The organism is Micromonospora sp. LOL_014, assembly GCF_048060245.1.
Classification (GTDB): Bacteria; Actinomycetota; Actinomycetes; order Mycobacteriales; family Micromonosporaceae; genus Micromonospora_E.
Window position 1 is genome coordinate 31,211 of the sequence record NZ_JBHMIP010000011.1, and the last position, 17,238, is coordinate 48,448.

17 protein-coding genes and 1 tRNA gene are annotated in these 17,238 nt (G+C 71.3%); 14 read left to right on the plus strand and 4 right to left on the minus strand.

Annotated features, from left to right (window positions below):
* Nucleotides 1–48 precede the first annotated feature (48 nt).
* The 4 genes from ACFHW1_RS11840 to ACFHW1_RS11855 all read left to right on the plus strand — a co-directional run bounded on the left by ACFHW1_RS11840 (nt 49) and on the right by ACFHW1_RS11855 (nt 4,019).
* Nucleotides 49–1,005, plus strand: a complete 957-nt coding sequence (locus ACFHW1_RS11840) for a 4-(cytidine 5'-diphospho)-2-C-methyl-D-erythritol kinase (RefSeq protein WP_416556895.1) — start codon at nt 49–51, stop codon at nt 1,003–1,005.
* Nucleotides 1,005–2,867: an ABC-F family ATP-binding cassette domain-containing protein gene (locus ACFHW1_RS11845; RefSeq protein ID WP_416615394.1), complete on the plus strand. Its 1,863-nt coding sequence runs from the start codon at nt 1,005–1,007 to the stop codon at nt 2,865–2,867. The genes ACFHW1_RS11840 and ACFHW1_RS11845 overlap by 1 nt, the downstream gene beginning before the upstream one ends.
* Nucleotides 2,868–2,958: 91 nt before the next feature.
* On the plus strand, nt 2,959–3,411 hold the full coding sequence (locus ACFHW1_RS11850) for a DUF4383 domain-containing protein (RefSeq protein WP_416556897.1): 453 nt from the start codon (nt 2,959–2,961) through the stop codon (nt 3,409–3,411).
* A 125-nt stretch (nt 3,412–3,536) separates the two neighbouring features.
* Entirely contained in the window at nt 3,537–4,019 is a 483-nt protein-coding gene (locus ACFHW1_RS11855; RefSeq protein ID WP_416556898.1) for a DUF4383 domain-containing protein, read from the plus strand.
* 29 nt (nt 4,020–4,048) lie between these two features.
* Here the strand turns inward: ACFHW1_RS11855 and ACFHW1_RS11860 are convergent, their stop codons facing one another.
* Entirely contained in the window at nt 4,049–4,654 is a 606-nt protein-coding gene (locus tag ACFHW1_RS11860) for a TetR/AcrR family transcriptional regulator (protein WP_281555416.1), read from the minus strand.
* 183 nt (nt 4,655–4,837) lie between these two features.
* Nucleotides 4,838–5,803: an acyl-CoA desaturase gene (locus tag ACFHW1_RS11865; protein WP_416556899.1), complete on the minus strand. Its 966-nt coding sequence runs from the start codon at nt 5,801–5,803 to the stop codon at nt 4,838–4,840.
* A 237-nt stretch (nt 5,804–6,040) separates the two neighbouring features.
* Between ACFHW1_RS11865 and ACFHW1_RS11870 the strand changes: the two genes are divergently transcribed.
* The 8 genes from ACFHW1_RS11870 to ACFHW1_RS11905 all read left to right on the plus strand — a co-directional run bounded on the left by ACFHW1_RS11870 (nt 6,041) and on the right by ACFHW1_RS11905 (nt 13,608).
* Nucleotides 6,041–6,112 (plus strand) — tRNA-Gln (locus ACFHW1_RS11870).
* 147 nt (nt 6,113–6,259) lie between these two features.
* Complete coding sequence (glmU, locus tag ACFHW1_RS11875; RefSeq protein ID WP_416556920.1) at nt 6,260–7,750, plus strand: bifunctional UDP-N-acetylglucosamine diphosphorylase/glucosamine-1-phosphate N-acetyltransferase GlmU; 1,491 nt, start codon at nt 6,260–6,262, stop codon at nt 7,748–7,750.
* Between the two features lie 64 nt (nt 7,751–7,814).
* Nucleotides 7,815–8,795, plus strand: coding sequence for a ribose-phosphate diphosphokinase (locus tag ACFHW1_RS11880; protein WP_416556900.1), 981 nt, complete (start codon nt 7,815–7,817; stop codon nt 8,793–8,795).
* A 295-nt stretch (nt 8,796–9,090) separates the two neighbouring features.
* Nucleotides 9,091–9,705 carry a 50S ribosomal protein L25/general stress protein Ctc gene (locus ACFHW1_RS11885; RefSeq protein WP_416556901.1) on the plus strand — a complete coding sequence of 205 codons (615 nt, stop codon included), beginning with the start codon at nt 9,091–9,093 and terminating at the stop codon, nt 9,703–9,705.
* Nucleotides 9,706–9,779: 74 nt separating this feature from the next.
* A complete protein-coding gene (pth, locus tag ACFHW1_RS11890) occupies nt 9,780–10,367 on the plus strand; it encodes an aminoacyl-tRNA hydrolase (RefSeq protein WP_416556902.1) in 588 nt (195 codons plus the stop codon).
* A 113-nt stretch (nt 10,368–10,480) separates the two neighbouring features.
* A complete protein-coding gene (locus ACFHW1_RS11895) occupies nt 10,481–11,323 on the plus strand; it encodes a 3'(2'),5'-bisphosphate nucleotidase CysQ (RefSeq protein WP_416556903.1) in 843 nt (280 codons plus the stop codon).
* 84 nt (nt 11,324–11,407) lie between these two features.
* The gene (cysD, locus tag ACFHW1_RS11900; RefSeq protein ID WP_416556904.1) at nt 11,408–12,319 is read left to right on the plus strand and encodes a sulfate adenylyltransferase subunit CysD; all 912 of its coding nucleotides are present in this window, start codon (nt 11,408–11,410) and stop codon (nt 12,317–12,319) included.
* Nucleotides 12,319–13,608, plus strand: a complete 1,290-nt coding sequence (locus ACFHW1_RS11905; protein ID WP_416556905.1) for a sulfate adenylyltransferase subunit 1 — start codon at nt 12,319–12,321, stop codon at nt 13,606–13,608. The genes cysD and ACFHW1_RS11905 overlap by 1 nt, the downstream gene beginning before the upstream one ends.
* A 58-nt stretch (nt 13,609–13,666) precedes the next feature.
* Here the strand turns inward: ACFHW1_RS11905 and ACFHW1_RS11910 are convergent, their stop codons facing one another.
* Complete coding sequence (locus ACFHW1_RS11910) at nt 13,667–14,236, minus strand: hypothetical protein (RefSeq protein WP_416556906.1); 570 nt, start codon at nt 14,234–14,236, stop codon at nt 13,667–13,669.
* Nucleotides 14,237–14,259: 23 nt separating this feature from the next.
* Nucleotides 14,260–15,492 (minus strand): galactokinase, encoded by a 1,233-nt coding sequence (galK, locus tag ACFHW1_RS11915; protein ID WP_416569000.1) that lies wholly within the window; start codon nt 15,490–15,492, stop codon nt 14,260–14,262.
* A 169-nt stretch (nt 15,493–15,661) separates the two neighbouring features.
* Here galK and trpS point away from each other — a divergent pair, with 169 nt between their 5' ends.
* Nucleotides 15,662–16,687 carry a tryptophan--tRNA ligase gene (trpS, locus tag ACFHW1_RS11920; protein ID WP_416569001.1) on the plus strand — a complete coding sequence of 342 codons (1,026 nt, stop codon included), beginning with the start codon at nt 15,662–15,664 and terminating at the stop codon, nt 16,685–16,687.
* 2 nt (nt 16,688–16,689) lie between these two features.
* Nucleotides 16,690–17,238 (plus strand): 2'-5' RNA ligase family protein, encoded by a 549-nt coding sequence (locus tag ACFHW1_RS11925; RefSeq protein WP_416556909.1) that lies wholly within the window; start codon nt 16,690–16,692, stop codon nt 17,236–17,238.

Below are 17,238 nucleotides of genomic sequence, written 5' to 3' on the forward strand. Positions count from 1 at the left end.
CGTGACGAGAGGTACCCGCGCGGCCCACTTCAGCCGGGGTATTTCCCGGTGACCGAGGCGTGGCGGCCGGGCGACGAGGACGACGGTTTCCGTCGCGGCGCGCGCAACTCGGTCAAGGTACGGGTGCCAGCCAAGATCAACCTGCGGTTGGCCGTCGGCCCGCTCCGGCCGGACGGCTACCACGAGGTGAGCACCGTCTACCACGCGATCGCGCTCTACGACGAGCTGACCGCCCGGCGGGCCGACACCCTGATCCTGACCATGGACGGTGAGGGCACCGGCGAGCTGGCGCTGGACGACTCCAACCTGGTGCTGCGCGCCGCCCGGGCGCTGGCCGCGCACGCCCGGGTCCCCGCGCACGCCCGACTGCACCTGCGCAAGCAGATCCCGCTCGCCGCCGGCCTGGCCGGCGGCAGCGCGGACGCCGCCGCCGCGCTGGTCGCCTGCGACGAACTGTGGGGGACCGGGCTGTCCCGTGACGACCTGGCCGGGCTGGCCGCCGGCCTCGGCTCGGACGTGCCGTTCCTGCTGCACGGCGGCACCGCGCTGGGCACCGGCAGGGGCGAGGCGATCAGCCCGGTGCTGGCCCGACCCACCACCTGGCACTGGGTCGTCGCGGTCGCCGACGGCGGCCTGTCCACCCCCGAGGTGTACGCCGAGCTGGACCGGCTGCGGGCGGCCGGTGCGGCGCCGCCGCCGGTCGGCGCCGCCGACGAGCTGCTGGCCGCGCTGCGCCAGCGGGATCCGCAGGTGCTGGCCGGCGCGCTCGGCAACGATCTCGAGCCGGCCGCGCTGTCCATGCGTCCGGCGATAAAGCAGGTGCTGGACAGCGGGGTGGCCGCCGGGGCGCTGGCCGGCATGGTCTCCGGGTCCGGCCCGACCTGTGTCTTTCTGGCGGCGGACGCGGCCGGTGCGGGCACCGTCGCGGCCGCGCTCGACGACGCCGGAGTCTGCCGGGACGTACACCTCGCGCACGGCGCCGTCGCCGGGGCGAGGCTGGTCTGATGGTGAACATCGTCAATCTGGACCGGGTGTCCAAGGGCTACGGCGCAGTCGGGCAGTTGCTCACCGAGGTCTCGCTGGGCCTGGACGACAGCGACCGGATCGGCGTCGTCGGTCTCAACGGTGCCGGTAAATCGACCCTGCTGCGGCTGCTCACCAAGGCCGAGGAACCCGACGCCGGGCGGGTCACCCACCGCCGGGACCTGCGGGTCGCCGCGCTGCCCCAGACGCTCGAGCTGGCTGGCGACGCCACCGTACGGGACGTGGTGCTCGGCACCGGGTGGCTGGCCGAGGGGTTCGGCGCCGAGCACGAGTGGGCCGGCGACGCCGGGGTGCGTACCGTCCTGGACGGTCTCGGCATGCCGCACCTCGGCCTGGACCAGCCGGTCGGGCCGATGTCCGGCGGCGAGCGGCGCCGGATCGCCCTGGCCGCGTTGCTGATCCGTCCGGCCGAGCTGCTGATCCTGGACGAACCGACCAACCATCTGGACGTCGCCGGGGTGGCCTGGCTCGCCGCGTACCTGGTGCAGCGTCGCCGGGGCGCGCTGGTGGTGGTCACCCACGACCGGTGGTTCCTCGACGAGGTCTGCACCGACACCTGGGAGGTCGCCGACCAGACAGTCCGCGCCTACGAGGGCGGGTTCGCCGCCTGGACGCTGGCCCGCGCCGAACGGGAGCGGGTCGCGGCGGCCACCGAGGCCCGCCGGCAGAACCTGCTGCGTAAGGAGATCGCCTGGCTGCGCCGTGGCCCGCCGGCCCGTACCTCCAAACCGCGCTTCCGGATCGAGGCGGCGAACGCGCTGATCGCCGACGTGCCGCCGCCGCGCGACACCGTGTCGCTGCACCGGCTGGCCACCGCCCGGCTCGGCAAGCAGGTCTACGAGCTGGACGAGGTCACCGCGTACGCCGGGGACAAGCTGATCCTCGACGGGCTGACCTGGCAGATCGGTCCGGGGGACCGGTGCGCGATCGTCGGCGCCAACGGGGCCGGCAAGACCACACTGCTGCGGCTGCTGGCCGGGGTCCGCGCCCCGCAGCAGGGCCGGGTGATCACCGGGGCGACGGTCCGGCCGGCGTTCCTGTCCCAGGAGCTGGCCGAACTGCCCAGCGAGCTGCGGGTGCTGGAGGCGGTGGAGGAGGTCGCGCGCCGGGTGGTGTTCGGCGACCGGGAGTTGGCCGCCACCCAGTTCGCGGAGATGTTCGGCTTCACCGACCGACGGCTGTGGACCCCGGTCGGAGATCTGTCCGGTGGCGAGCGTCGCCGGCTGCAGCTGCTGCGACTGCTGGCCGCCGAGCCGAACGTGCTGCTGCTCGACGAGCCCACCAACGACCTGGACACCGACACCCTGGCGGCGCTTGAGGACCTGCTCGACTCGTGGCCGGGCACGCTGATCGTGGCCAGCCACGACCGGTACCTGATCGAGCGGGTCACCGACGAGGCGTACGGCATGTTCGGCGACGGCCGGCTGGTGCACCTGCCGGGCGGAGTCGACGAGTACCTGGCCCGAGCCGGCGGCGCCGCCGGTGCCGGGGCGGCGCGGGCCGCCGGTGCCGGCTCCGGGGCGGCTCGGCCGGCCGGTTCGGGTACGGCCGGCCCGGCGGGGGCCGGCGATCGGTCGGTGGGTGACGCCGCCGGTGGCGGGCTGTCCGCCGGTGACCTGCGGGCGGCCCGCAAGGAGCTGGCCCGGCTGGAGCGCCAGGTCGGCAAGCTGGAGCAGCAAGAGGCAGCGCTGCACGAAGAGCTGGCCCGGCATGCCACCGACTTCAACCGGCTCGCCGAGCTGGATGCCCGACTACGTGAGGTACAGGCGCAGCGCAGCCGCACCGAGGAGCAGTGGCTTGCCCTGGCCGAGCAGGTGAGTTAGACGGCAGGTGGCCGGGGCCACCCCCCGCTGGTCGCGGGCGATGAGCGACAATCGTCGGCGACCACCCCCCGTCGGCGTTGGAGCAGACCCCATGCACACCCCCGTCAACCACCCCGCCCGGCCGATCTACCGGGCGGTCGCTGCGCTGACCGGCCTCTACCTGGTGATCTTCGGTGTCGTCGGGATCATCGTCACCAGCGGTGACGCCCTCTTCGCGCAGAACGACAGCCGGGTGCTCGGTCAGGGCGCCAACCTCGGCTTTTCCGGGCTGTGTCTGGTGCTGGGCGTGGCCGTACTGGCCGGCGTGGGGCTCGGCCGCAACATCGACACGGCGATCAACAAGGTGCTGGCGTACGGTCTGATGGCGTTGAGCCTGGCCGAGTTGGCGGTGCTGCGCACCGACGCCAACTTCCTCAACTTCACGGTGAGCACCTGCCTGGTCGTGATGGTCATCGGCCTGGTGCTGCTGATGGCCGCCATGTACGGCCGGACCGGCACCGAGCAGGAGGCCCAGGCGTGGCGGGACGGCCGGCTGGTGCTCTGACCTGGTCCTGCGGCCGCCTACCGGTCGGTTCTGCTGCGCGCAGCCCACTCCCGGCGGGAGAATCCGGGGAAAGACGCCCGCGTCGCCGCGACGCGGGCCCCTGGTCGGCGACAGGAGCGGCAGCCATGGCGCACATCCCGGTCAATCACCCGCTGCGGCCGGTCTACCGGACGATCGCCGGGCTGACCGGCCTCTACGTGCTGATCTTCGGCATCGTCGGAACGGTGGCGACCTGGGGTGATCCGCTTTTTGCCCGGGACGACGTCTGGGTGCTCGGGCTGCGCACCAACCTCGCGTTCTCAATCTCCTCGATCGTCTACGGCGGGCTGATCCTGATCGGGGCGATCATCGGCGGCCGGGCCGGGCACCTTGCCAACCTCACCATCGCGGTGGTCTTCATGGTCACCGGCCTGCTGATGATGGCCCTGCTGCAGACCGACGCCAACTTCCTGAACTTCTCGATGTCGACGGTGATCGTGTCGCTGATCTTCGGGCTGGTCTTCCTGGCCACCGGCCTGTACGACAAGGTGGGGCCGGTCGAGGCGGCCGGCGACGAGGAACGCTACCGGCGCGGCGCGCACCGACCGGCCGAGCGGGCCCGGCGGTGAGCGTACCCAGACCCGACCTGACCCGGCGGTCAGTGGTTGCGGCGTCGGGTCAGCAGGGTGGGTTTCGCTTCCAGGTGGGACAGGCCGTTCCAGGCCAGGTTGACCAGGTGCGCGGCGACCGTCTCCTTGCGCGGCTTGCGTACCTCCAGCCACCAGCGCCCGGTCAGCGCGACCATCCCGACCAGCGCCTGGGAGTACAGCTCGGCGAGCTTCGGGTCGTACCCCCGGCTCTTGAACTCGGCACCGAGGATGTGCTCCACCTGGTGCGCCACGTCGTTCATCACGCTGGAGAAGTTGCCGGCGGCCGACAGCAGCGGCGATTCGCGCACCAGCACCCGGAAGCCGTTCGTCTCCGCCTCGATATAGTCCAGTAGCGCCAGCGCGGCCTGCTCCAGCAGCTCCCGTGGGTGCCCGGCGGTCAGCGCGTTGGTGATCCGGTCGAGCAGGGCGCGGACCTCCCGGTCCACCACGACCGCGTACAGCCCTTCCTTGCCGCCGAAGTGTTCGTACACCACCGGCTTGGATACCTTCGCCCGGGAGGCGACCTCCTCGATGGAGGTGGCGTCGAACCCCCGTTCGGCGAAGAGCTGCCGCCCGATGGTGATCAGCTGTTCCCGCCGCTGCGCGGCCGACATGCGGACCCGGGAGTTCGATTTGGCCGGCACCGCCGGTGGTGGTGGCGGTGCCGGTGTGCCGCCCGGTGAAGGGTCACCGTTGGTGGTTGGGTTGTCCGTCACTTGGCTCATCCTGCCAGTGCCGGGCCACCGGGTCGGTGCCCGCACCGACCCGGTGGGTAACCGTACCGGCCGCGGACCGGCTCAGCCGGCCGGCTTGACCAGCTTGGCCGCGATCCGATCGGGCTTCGGCCAGCGGACGTTGGAGACCGCGCCGGTCTTCTCCAGCAGCCAGATCACCCGCGCGGAGATGTCGATCTGCCCGCGCAGTACGCCGTGCCGTGCGCAGGTAGGGTCGGCGTGGTGCAGGTTGTGCCAGCTCTCGCCGAAGGACAGGATGGCCAGCGGCCAGAAGTTCGACGCCTTGTCGCCCTGCCGCACCTCGAACGGCCGTTCCCCGTAGACGTGGCAGACCGAGTTGATCGACCAGGTGATGTGGTGCAGCATCGCCACCCGGACCAGGCCGGCCCAGAAGAACGCGGTCAGCGCACCCTGCCAGGACCAGGTGACCAGGCCGCCGATCGCGGCCGGGGCGAGCATGGTGAACACGACCAGCGCCGGGAAGAACTGGTCGATGCGACGGATGTCCTTGTCGGCGAGCAGGTCGGGGGTGAACCGCTTCTGGTTGGTCAGGTCCCGGTGGAACAACCAGCCGACGTGGGCGTAGAGCAGGCCCTTGGTCAGCCCCCAGACGCTGGTGCCGAACCGCCAGGGGGAGTGCGGGTCACCTTCGATGTCGCTGAAGGCGTGGTGGCGGCGGTGGTCGGCGACCCACTGGATCACGTTGCCCTCGATCGCCAGCGAGCCGGCGAGCGCCAGGGTGATCCGCAGCCACCGCTTCGCCTTGAACGAGCCGTGGGTGAAGTACCGGTGGAACCCGACGGTGATGCCCAGTCCGGCCACCACGTAGAAGACCAGCCCGATGGCGACGTCGGTCCAGCCCAGCCAGCCGCCCCAGGCGACCGGTACGGCGGCGATCAGCGCCAGGAACGGGACGGTCACGAAGGCACCGAGGACGATCAGCACACCGATCGACTGTTTGCCGACGGTCAGCGGCTTGGGGGCGGGTCCGGGGTTGGTCTGTGGTGGCTCGAGTAGGGCGGTTGACATGGCACCTCGCAGCGGTGACGGTTCGACCGCGGTGCGCCGGGGCGTTCCAGCCGGTGCGGCGGCCAGCGGTGAAAGAACGGGAACTTACGCCTACGTCACCGTAACCTACGGAGCCGTAGTTTTCTACGGTCGAGTTCCGGAGCCGGGTCGGCGTGCGTGTCCACCCGGCCCGCCCGTGCCGGGCGACGGGAGTACGCCGGACTCCGCCCGGCACGCTAGGCTGTCTCCGTAGCACGATCGGCCGTGGTGTAATTGGCAACACCTCGGGTTTTGGTCCCGATATTCTAGGTTCGAGTCCTAGCGGCCGAGCTTCCCGTGGCACTCAGCCTCGCTGTCGTGACGCTGAATGTCTCGTCTGGTCAAGTAGAACGTGCCGCCGCCCTGACGGGAGCATTTCTCGTGATCCAGCCCCGGTCCCGTACCGTGGTCGTCCTCGCTGCCGGCGAAGGCAAGCGGATGAAATCGGCGCTACCCAAGGTGCTGCACCCGCTGCTCGGCCGGACCCTGGTCGGGCACGTCCTCGCCGCCGCCACGGCCGCCGCCGCCGAGCGCACCCTGGTCGTCGTCGGACACCGCGCCGAGCAGGTCACCGCCCACCTGTCGGAGATCGCCCCGGCGGCCGTACCGGTGCTGCAGGCCGAGCAGCACGGCACCGGGCACGCGGTCCGGCTGGCGATGGCGGCCGCGCCCGACGCCACCGGCACGGTCGTGGTGCTCAACGGCGACGTGCCGCTGCTGCGCCCGGAGACGGTGGCCGAGCTGATCGAGGCGCACGAGTCGGCCGGGGCGGCCGCCACCGTCCTGACCGCCGAGGTCGCCGACCCAACCGGGCTGGGCCGGATCGTCCGCGACCCAACCGGCGGCCTGGAACGCATCGTCGAGGAGCGCGACGCCAGCCCGGAGCAGCGCCGGATCCGCGAGATCAACGCCGGGATCTACGCCTTCGACGCGGCCGGACTGCGCGACGCGCTCGGCAAGCTCACCACCGACAACGACCAGGGCGAGGAGTACCTGACCGACGCCGTCGGCCTGCTCGCCGCCGCCGGAGCACCGGTCGGCGTGCACATCGCCACCGACGTGACCGAGACCCTGGGCTGCAACGACCGGGTGGAGCTGGCCCGGCTGCGCCGGCTGCTCGCCGACCGGGTCAACGAGGGCTGGATGCGCGCCGGGGTGAGCATCCTCGACCCGGCCACCACCTGGATCGACGTGACAGTGCACCTGGAACGCGACGCCGTCGTCGAGCAGAACACCCAGCTGTACGGCACCAGCACGGTCGGTGCCGAGGCCACCGTCGGGCCGGACGTCACGCTGATCGACACCGCCGTCGGCGCGGGCGCGACCGTGCTGCGGTCGCACGCCGTGCAGGCCCGGATCGGCGCCGGCGCGAGCGTCGGGCCGTACGCCTATCTGCGCCCGGACGCCCAGCTCGACGAGCGGGCCAAGGTCGGCACCTTCGTCGAGGTGAAGAAGTCGCAGATTGGCGCGGGCGCCAAGGTGCCGCATCTGAGTTACGTCGGGGACGCCACGATCGGCGCCCGGGCCAACATTGGTGCGGCGACGATCTTCGTCAACTACGACGGGGTGCACAAGAGCCACACCACAGTGGGGGAGTCCGCCTTCGTCGGCTGTGACAGCAGCCTGATCGCCCCGGTCGAGATCGGCGCCGGTGCGTACGTCGGAGCAGGCAGCGTGGTGAACCGGGACGTGCCGCCCGGCGCGCTCGCCGTCACCCGGGCCCAGCAGCGCACGGTCGACGGCTGGGTGCGGTCCCGCCGGCCGGGCACCGCCGCCGCGACGGCCGCCGAACGCGCCACGGCCGGTACGGTCGGTGCCGGGAACGGGCCGGCCGACGCCGGGAACGGGCAGGTCGGGGCTGGGAACGGTGAAGCGGCCCACCATCACGGTGCCACTGACCCGGTTCCGGGAGATACTGCGTCTGACTAGTCCAGCGGCGCACGGCCCAGCCAGGTCGGCGTCCGCAACCACCCTGACGGGAGCAGACGTCTCGATGGGCAGCATCGTCGCCGAGAACCGCAAGAGCCTGATGCTTTTCACCGGCCGGGGTTTCCCCGAGCTTGCCGAGGAGATCGGTGAAGTGCTCGGCATCGCACCCACCCCGGCCGACTCGTACGAGTTCTCCAACGGCGAGATCTTCGTCCGGTACAAGGAGTCGGTCCGCGGCTCGGACGCGTTCGTCGTCCAGTCGGTCACCCACGGTGTCAACCGCTGGGTGATGGAGACCCTGATCATGATCGACGCGCTGAAACGTGGCTCGGCCAAGCGGATCACCGTGGTGCTGCCGTTCTACCCGTACTCGCGTCAGGACAAGAAGCACCGCGGCCGGGAGCCGATCTCCGCCCGGCTGATCGCCGACCTGCTGCGCACCGCCGGCGCGGACCGGATCCTCACCGTCGATCTACACACCGCGCAGATCCAGGGCTTCTTCGACGGCCCGGTCGACCACCTCTTCGCGATGGACATCCTGGCCGGCTACGTCGAGAGCCGGTTCGCCGGGCGGCCGATGACCGTGGTCGCGCCGGACTCCGGCCGGGTCCGGGTGGCCGAGCGCTGGACCGACCGGCTCGGCGGCTGCCCGCTGGCCTTCATTCACAAGACCCGGGACCCGCTCAAGCCGAACCAGGTGGTGGCGAACCGGGTGGTCGGCGACGTCGAGGGCCGGGTCTGCCTGATCGTCGACGACATGATCGACACCGGTGGGACGATCACCAAGGCGGCGGAGATCCTCTACGACGCGGGTGCGTCGGACATCGCGGTGGCGGCCACCCACGCGTTGCTGTCCGACCCGGCGACCGAGCGGTTGAAGAACAGCCGGATCAGCGAGGTGGTGGTGACCAACACCCTGCCGTTGCCCGCGGAGAAGCAGTTGGACAAACTCACCGTACTGTCCATCGCGCCGCTGTTGGCCCGGGCGATCCGCGAGGTCTTCGACGACGGCTCGGTGACGACGCTGTTCGGCGGGCTGAGCTGATTCATGGCCCGCGCCCGCGGGCTGGGCCGCCCGCACAGGGACAGGGGTACTGCCTGAATCTGTTCACCAGCCTCGGGTAGACTGGTGCGGTTGCCACGGCGAGGGTGCCCTGCGGGCCGCTGCTGACGAAGCGCTGCCGCCCGGAGCACCGTGATCGACGCGGTGCTCCGGGCACTGCCCAGTTGGACGAGCGCCCAGCGTGCCCCTTCGCCCGGCACCGCCGACATCGCGTCCGTCTCTCCGGAGCCGGATCAGGTTCCCCCGCACGCACTGCCGAAACTCCAGGAGTACTCCCGTGTCCGAGGTAAAGATCAGCGCCGAGCCCCGCACCGAGTTCGGTAAGGGTGGTGCCCGCCGTACCCGCCGGGCCGGCAAGGTGCCCGCCGTGCTGTACGGCCACGGCGAGAAGCCCAAGCACATCGCGCTGCCCGCCCGTGAGTTCGCCGCCGCGATCCGGCACGGTGGCGCCAACCAGCTGTTCGCCATCGACATCACCGACGGCACCCAGGCGCTGGCGTTGACCAAGGCGATCCAGCGTGACCCGGTCAAGGACACCTTCGAGCACGTCGACCTGCTGCTGGTCCGCCGTGGTGAGAAGGTCACCGTGGACATCCCGGTGCAACTGGCCGGCGAGCCGGCCAAGGGCACCCTGGTGATGCACGAGCACGACACGCTGTCGGTCAGCGCCGAGGCGACCCGGGTGCCGGAGTCGCTGGAGGTCTCGATCGAGGGCTTGGAGCCCGGTTCGCACGTCACCGCTGGCGACGTTCAGCTGCCGGGCGGGGTCGAGCTGGCCGTCGACCCGACGACCGTGCTCGTGGTGATCTCCGCCGCACCGACCGCCGCCCAGACCGGCGAGGAGACGGCCGAGGAGCCCGTCGCCGAGGGCGCCGCGGAGCAGCCGGTCTGACCTGCCGTTCGACGATCCGGGCGTCCCGCTGCCGGCCCTGCCGCGGCGTGACGCCTTGATCCGTTTCAGGAGGTGTGGTGGAGACGGCGCCGTGGCTGGTCGTGGGGCTGGGTAACCCGGGCCGGGAGTACGCCCGCAACCGGCACAACGTCGGGTTCATGGTCGCGGACCTGCTCGCCGGTCGGCTGGGTGTCCGGTTGAGCCGGCACCGTAGGGCGGCGGCCGAGTCCGGCGAGGGGCGACTCGGCCTGGGCGGCCCGAAGCTGGTGCTGGCGAAGCCGCTGACGTACATGAACCTCTCCGGCGGCCCGGTGGCCGCGTTGGCGAAGTTCTACAAGGTGCCGGTCGAGCAGATCGTCACAGTGCACGACGAGCTGGATATCGACTACGGTCGACTGCGGGTGAAGCAGGGCGGTGGAGAGGGCGGCCACAACGGGCTGCGCTCCATGTCCCGGTCGCTCGGCAGCAAGGAGTACCTGCGGGTCAGGTTCGGGATCGGGCGTCCGCCCGGTCGACAGGATCCAGCAGATTATGTTTTGTCAGATTTCTCGACAACTGAACGCAAGGAACTCGACTTTCTCGTCGATCGGGCCGCTGACCTGGTGGAAGCGGTGGTCGTCCGGGGGCTCGAGTGGGCCCAGAACACGTACCACAGCAGCTGAGCGGCGGCTGTGGCGTTACATCTGGGACAGCTGGATCGTGAACCGGGCAGCACACCGCCCGTGGATTCCGGTGGACGGCCCGGCGTCCGCCGGGCAGGTACGAGAGGAGCCAGATGAGCACGCCGCCGGTAACCGATGCCGCATTCGCCCGATGGCTCGCCGGGCGCGCCGGCGAGTCGCTGCTCCAGGTCCGTGAGGAGCTGGGGTACGCCGACCCGACCGCGCTCAAGGCAGCCGGTGACAAGGTCTCCCACGACCTGCTCCGTACCGAGCTGGCCCGCTGGCGGCCGGCGGACGCGGTGCTGTCGGAGGAGGACGACGGCGCCCGCCAGGCGCTGCCGGACCCGGACGCCGAGATCTCGACGGACGCCGGGCCGTCCCGGCTCACCGCCGACCGGGTGTGGATCATCGACCCGCTCGACGGCACCCGGGAGTTCTCCGAGGAGGGCCGCGCCGACTGGGCGGTGCACGTGGCGCTCTGGTCCCGCAGCGGCTCCACCCCGCACCGGCTGGTCGCCGGCGCGGTGGGACTGCCCGCCCAGCACCGCACGATCAGCACCGAGCACCCGCCGCCGTACCCGCCGATGCCGGCGGCGGCGTCGGCCGGCGGCGCGATCCGGCTGGCCGCCAGCCGCAGCCGGCCACCGGCCTTCGTCACCGCCCTCGCCGAGCAGCTCGGTGCCGAGCTGGTGCCGATGGGCTCAGCCGGTGCCAAGATCGCCGCGGTGATCGCCGGCGACGCCGACGCCTACGTGCACGCCGGCGGCCAGTACGAGTGGGACTCGGCCGCGCCGGTCGCCGTGGCGACCGCCACCGGTCTGCACGCTTCCCGGATCGACGGATCTGCGCTGCAATACAACGAGGCCAACCCGCGGCTGCCAGATTTGGTGGTCTGCCGACGGGATCTTGCCAGCAAACTGCTCGCAGCGTTGCGACAGCATCTGCAGGTATCCTGACCCTCTATCTCCAGCTTGCCAACCGGAAAGGTCTGGTATTCGGATGACCAAGCTTCGGATGACCCACAACCAGGGGTGGGTGTGATGACCAACGCGACCGCGTACCGCGTCTCCCACCTCGACGCGCTGGAGGCGGAGAGCATCTTCGTCATGCGCGAGGTCGTCGCCGAGCTGGAGCGGCCGGTGCTGCTCTTCTCCGGCGGCAAGGACTCGATCGTCATGCTGCGACTGGCGCAGAAGGCGTTCGCCCCGGCCCGGATCCCGTTCCCGGTGATGCACGTCGACACTGGGCACAACTTCCAAGAGGTGCTCGACTACCGGGACCGCCGGGTCGACGAGCTCGGCCTGCAGCTGGTCGTCGCCAGCGTGCCGGAAGCCCTGGAATCGGGGCTGGTCCGCGAGTCGCCGGACGGGATGCGCAACCGCATCCAGACCCCGGTGCTGCTGGCCGCGGTCGAAAAGTACCGGTTCGACGCCCTGTTCGGCGGGGCCCGCCGGGACGAGGAGAAGGCCCGGGCCAAGGAGCGGGTCTTCTCGTTCCGCGACGAGTTCGGCCAGTGGGACCCGAAGAACCAGCGCCCCGAGCTGTGGTCGCTGTACAACGGCCGGCACCACCCAAGCGAGTCGATCCGGGTCTTCCCGCTGTCCAACTGGACCGAGCTGGACGTCTGGCACTACATCGCGCGGGAGCGGATCGAGCTGCCACCGATCTACTTCGCCCACGAGCGCGAGGTGATCGAGCGCGACGGCATGCTGTACGCGGTCAACGAGTTCATCCAGCCCCGCTCCGGCGAGACGCCGTTCGTCGAGAAGGTTCGGTACCGTACCGTCGGCGACGCCTCCTGCACAGCGGCGGTCCGCTCCCCGGCGGACACCGTCGAGAAGGTGATCGACGAGGTCGCCGCGACCCGGATCACCGAACGCGGGGCCACCCGGGGCGACGACCGGGTCAGTGAGGCCGCCATGGAAGACCGCAAGCGGGAGGGCTACTTCTGATGACGGTGACGGCTGACGCCCCCACCACCCGGACCATGGACCTGCTGCGGTTCGCCACCGCCGGCAGCGTCGACGACGGCAAGTCGACCCTCATCGGTCGGCTGCTCTACGACACCAAGTCGCTCTTCACCGACCAGCTGGAAGCGGTCGAGGCGGTCAGTGCGGCCCGGGGCGACGAGTACACCAACCTGGCGCTGCTCACCGACGGCCTGCGCGCCGAGCGGGAGCAGGGCATCACCATCGACGTGGCGTACCGCTACTTCGCCACCCCGCGGCGAAAGTTCATCATCGCCGACACCCCCGGGCACACTCAGTACACCCGCAACATGGTCACCGGTGCCTCCACTGCCGACCTGGCGCTGATCCTGGTCGACGCCCGCAAGGGTCTGGTCGAGCAGTCCCGCCGGCATGCCTTCCTCTGCTCGCTGCTGCGGGTGCCGCACCTGGTGCTCTGCGTCAACAAGATGGACCTGGTCGACTGGGACCAGTCGATTTTCGAGGCGATCGCCGACGAGTTCACCACGTTCGCCGCCAAGCTGGAGGTGCCCGATCTGTCGGTCATCCCGATCTCGGCGTTGAACGGTGACAACATCGCCACCCGGTCCGAGCGCAGCCCCTGGTACGAAGGACCGTCGCTGCTGCACCACCTGGAGCACGTGCACATCGCCTCCGACCGCAACCTGGTCGACGTACGGTTCCCGGTGCAGTACGTGATCCGGCCGCAGTCGACCACCGTCACCGACTACCGTGGCTACGCCGGCCAGGTCGCCTCCGGGGTGCTCAAGCCCGGCGACGAGGTGATGGTGCTGCCGTCCGGGCTGACCAGCACGATCGCCAGCATCGAGACCGCCGACGGCCCGGTCGACGAGGCGTTCCCGCCGATGTCGGTGACCGTACGGCTCACCGACGAGCTGGACATCTCCCGGGGCGACCTGATCTGCCGGCCGCACAACGCGCCCACCCCGGCTCAGGACGTCGAGGCGATGATCTGCTGGATGGACGAGACGCGGCCGCTGCAGTTGGGCGGCAAGTACGCCATCAAGCACACCACCCGCAGCGCCCGCGCCGTGGTCCGTGGCGTGCAGTACCGGCTGGACGTCAACACGTTGCACCGCGACGAGGCGGCCAGCCAGCTCGGCCTCAACGACATCGGTCGGGTCACCTTCCGGACCACGGTCCCGCTGCTCACCGACGAGTACCGGCGTAACCGGACCACCGGCGGTTTCATCCTGATCGACGAGTCGACGAACCGGACCGCCGCCGCTGGCATGATCATCGAAGCCGGCTGACCCAGGGTCGACGGGTCGGGTCCGCTGTCACCGGCGGGCCCGACCCGGTGGCTGAGTTTCACCAGCGTCCGTAGACCGGGGCCCGGCCGGCGGCCAGCGCACCGAGCGCCGCGACGATCTGGGTGCTGCCGCAGTCCAGCAGCATGGTCGGCACCATCAGCCGGGCACCCGGCGGCACCGCCGGGTGCGGCGTCTGCGCGTCGATGAAGATCAAGTCCTCGATCCCGGTCCGGCGGACCTGCACCGCCGACACCGCGTCCCACGGCAGCCAGACCGGGTTGGCGCGGAAACTTCCGTTCGCCACCCAGACCCCGGTCCGGTCGGCGGCCAGCACCGGGCCCCGGCCGGTGAACCGGCCGTGCCACATGACAACCGTCGCGGCCAGCAACCCGCCGAGCAGCAGCACCGGCAGACCGGCCAACGCCATTGTCGCCGTGCGGCCGGCCGCCGCCTCCCTCGCGGCCAGGTACGCCACCCCGCCGAGCAGCCCACCGGCCAGCAACCAGCAGACGGCGGCCAGCCCGCCGGCCCAGATCAGGAACCGGCGTCCGTCGATCCGGACCAGGAACGGGGTGTCCTCCGCCGGCCGGTCGGTCATCTCCTGCACCACGGGCACCTCCGCCGCCACTGGTCTAATGTGTCGCGGCGAGGTTAGTGGATCCGTTTGGCTCCCGCGCAGGGCAGGGCGGTGAAGAACGTCGGTGGCGGGAAGCCGTGCTCGGCGTACGCCGCGCCCACTGTGGCCGCCACCCGGTCGGCGGCATCCGCATCGACCAGCGCCAACACGCAGCCGCCGAAGCCGCCGCCGGTCATCCGGGCACCGTACGCGCCGCCGGCCAACGCCGCGGTCACCGCGACGTCCACCTCCGGCACGGTGATCTCGAAGTCGTCACGCATCGACGCGTGCGAGGCGGTCAGCAGTGGACCGATCTCGCGGATCCGGCCGGCCCGCAGCAGCGTGACCGTTTCCCGGACCCGGTGGTTCTCGGTGACCACGTGCCGGACCCGGCGTCGTATCGGGTCGTCCGGCAGCCGGTCCAGGGCGGCTGGCAGACCATCGACCGGCACGTCGCGCAGCGCCGGCACGCCGAGCAGCCCGGCCGCCCGTTCGCAGGCGGCCCGCCGGGCGGCGTACTCGCCGGAGACGTGCCGGTGCGGGGCCCGGGTGTCGACCACCAGGACGGCCAGCCCGGCGGCGGCCAGGTCGAACGGGACGTGGTCGACGTCGAGTGACCGGCAGTCCAGGAACAGCGCATGCCCGGCCCGGCAACGGATCGACGCCGACTGGTCCATGATCCCGCAGGGCACCCCGGCGTAGCCGTTCTCCGCCCGCTGGGCCAGCGCCGGCCGCCGGGCCACCGGCAGCTGGTCGGTGCCGATGCCGCCGAGGTCGGCCAGGGCGGTCAGCACCGCGGCCTCCAGCGCGGCCGACGACGACAGACCGGCGCCGAGCGGTACGTCGGACGCGATCGCCATCCGGACGGCCGGTACGGGGTACCCGGCCTCGCGCAGCGCCCACACCACGCCGGCGACGTAGCCGCCCCAGCCGTCGACCGCGCCGGGCCGGTCCGCGTCGGCGGCGCTGAACGCGATCTCCTCGCCGGACTGCTCCGACCAGACGGTCCAGCCGGGCTCTGCCGGGCCGGCCTCTCCGGCTGCCTCTGCCAGGCTCGCCGCGACGACGGTGCGGTGCGGCAGGGCGAACGGCAGCACGAAGCCGTCGTTGTAGTCGGTGTGCTCGCCGATCAGGTTGACCCGTCCAGGTGCCGCCCACGAACCGGCTGGCGGTACGCCGTACCGCTGCTGGAAGCCGTCGTGAGCGCGGCGGGTGACCGGCCCCGCGTCGCTGTCGCCTGCGCCGCCGCCGGCTACCGGGAGTGTCACGATCGGTGTCCCTTCACTCCGCCGGTCGTCCGGTGAAGATTCCACCACATCCGGCCAGGAATCAACAGTGGCTACGGGTAAATCCAACAGAGCCGAACATTGCCGACCGGCGGCCGCCGGTCGGATACCGGCGAGACATCGATCCACCGGTGCTGTCAGAATTGTCGACATGTCCGAGCCCGCCTCCCGCCCCCGGGTGCTCTCCGGCATCCAGCCCACCGCCGACTCGTTTCACCTCGGCAACTACCTCGGCGCGGTGCGCAACTGGGTGGCGATGCAGGACACCCACGACACCTTCTACTGCGTGGTCGACCTGCACGCGATCACCGCCGGGCACGACCCGCAGGTGCTGCGTCAGCGGACCCGGGTGGCCGCCGCCCAGCTGCTCGCCGCCGGCCTCGACCCGGGCCGGTGCACCCTGTTCGTCCAGTCCCAGGTTCCGCAGCACGCCCAGCTCGCCTGGGTCATGGGCTGCATCACCGGGTTCGGCGAGGCGAGCCGGATGACCCAGTTCAAGGACAAGTCTGCCAAGCAGGGCGCCGAGCGGGCCAGCGTGGGGCTGTTCACGTACCCGGTGCTGCAGGCCGCCGACATCCTGCTCTACCAGGCCGACGCGGTCCCGGTCGGCGAGGACCAGCGGCAGCACCTGGAGCTCACCCGGGACCTGGCCCAGCGGTTCAACACCCGGTTCGGCGCCACCTTCACCGTGCCGGCCCCGTACATCGTCCGGGACACCGCCAAGATCCTCGACCTGCAGGACCCGACTGCCAAGATGTCCAAGTCGTCGTCCTCCCCGGCCGGCATCATCGACCTGCTGGCCGACCCGGCCAAATCGGCGAAGAAGATCCGCTCGGCGGTCACCGACACCGGCCGCGAGATCATCTACGATCCGGAGAGCAAGCCCGGTATCAGCAACCTGCTCACCATCTACGCCGCGCTCAGCGGCCGGACGCTCGACGAGCTGACCGCCGCGTACCAGGGCAAGGGCTACGGTGACCTGAAGAAGGACCTGGCGGAGGTGGCGGTGGAGTTCGTCCGGCCGATCCAGGAGCGCACCCGCGGCTACCTCGACGACCCGGCCCAGCTGGACAAGATCCTGGCGATCGGCGCCGGGAAGGCCGAGGCGGTGGCGGCCGCGACGCTCGCCGCCGTGTACGACCGGGTCGGCTTCCTGGCACCCGCGGGGACTGTCTGACAGTGTCCGTCATCGGCGCGCGACCAGCTCCCGGTCAGGTGCGGATCGGCGTCGCCATCGACATCCCGCAGCCCTGGGGCGAGGAGCTGACCCGCCGCCGGGCCGAGGCCGGCGACCCGGCCGCCGAGTACGTGCCCGCGCACATCACCCTGCTCGGCCCGACCGACATCGTCGAAGATCAGCTGGCCGAGGTGGAGGCGCACCTGGCGGCGGTGGCCGCCGCGCATCCGCCGTACCCGTTGCACCTGCGCGGGACCGGCACGTTCCGGCCGATCACCGAGGTGGTCTTCGTCGCGGTGGCGGCCGGGATCAGCGAGTGTGAGCTGCTCGCCTCGGCGATCGGCACCGCCGACCAGCTCATCCGGGAGAGCCGGTTCGCGTACCACCCGCACGTGACCGTCGCCCAGGACGTGCCGACCGACGCGATGGACAAGGTGTACGACGACCTCGCCGGCTTCGAGGCGCAGTTCGAGGTCGACTCGTTCACGCTCTTCTCGCACAGCGGTGAGGGGCGGTGGCGTCCGCGCCGGGATTTCCCACTCGGCGGCTGA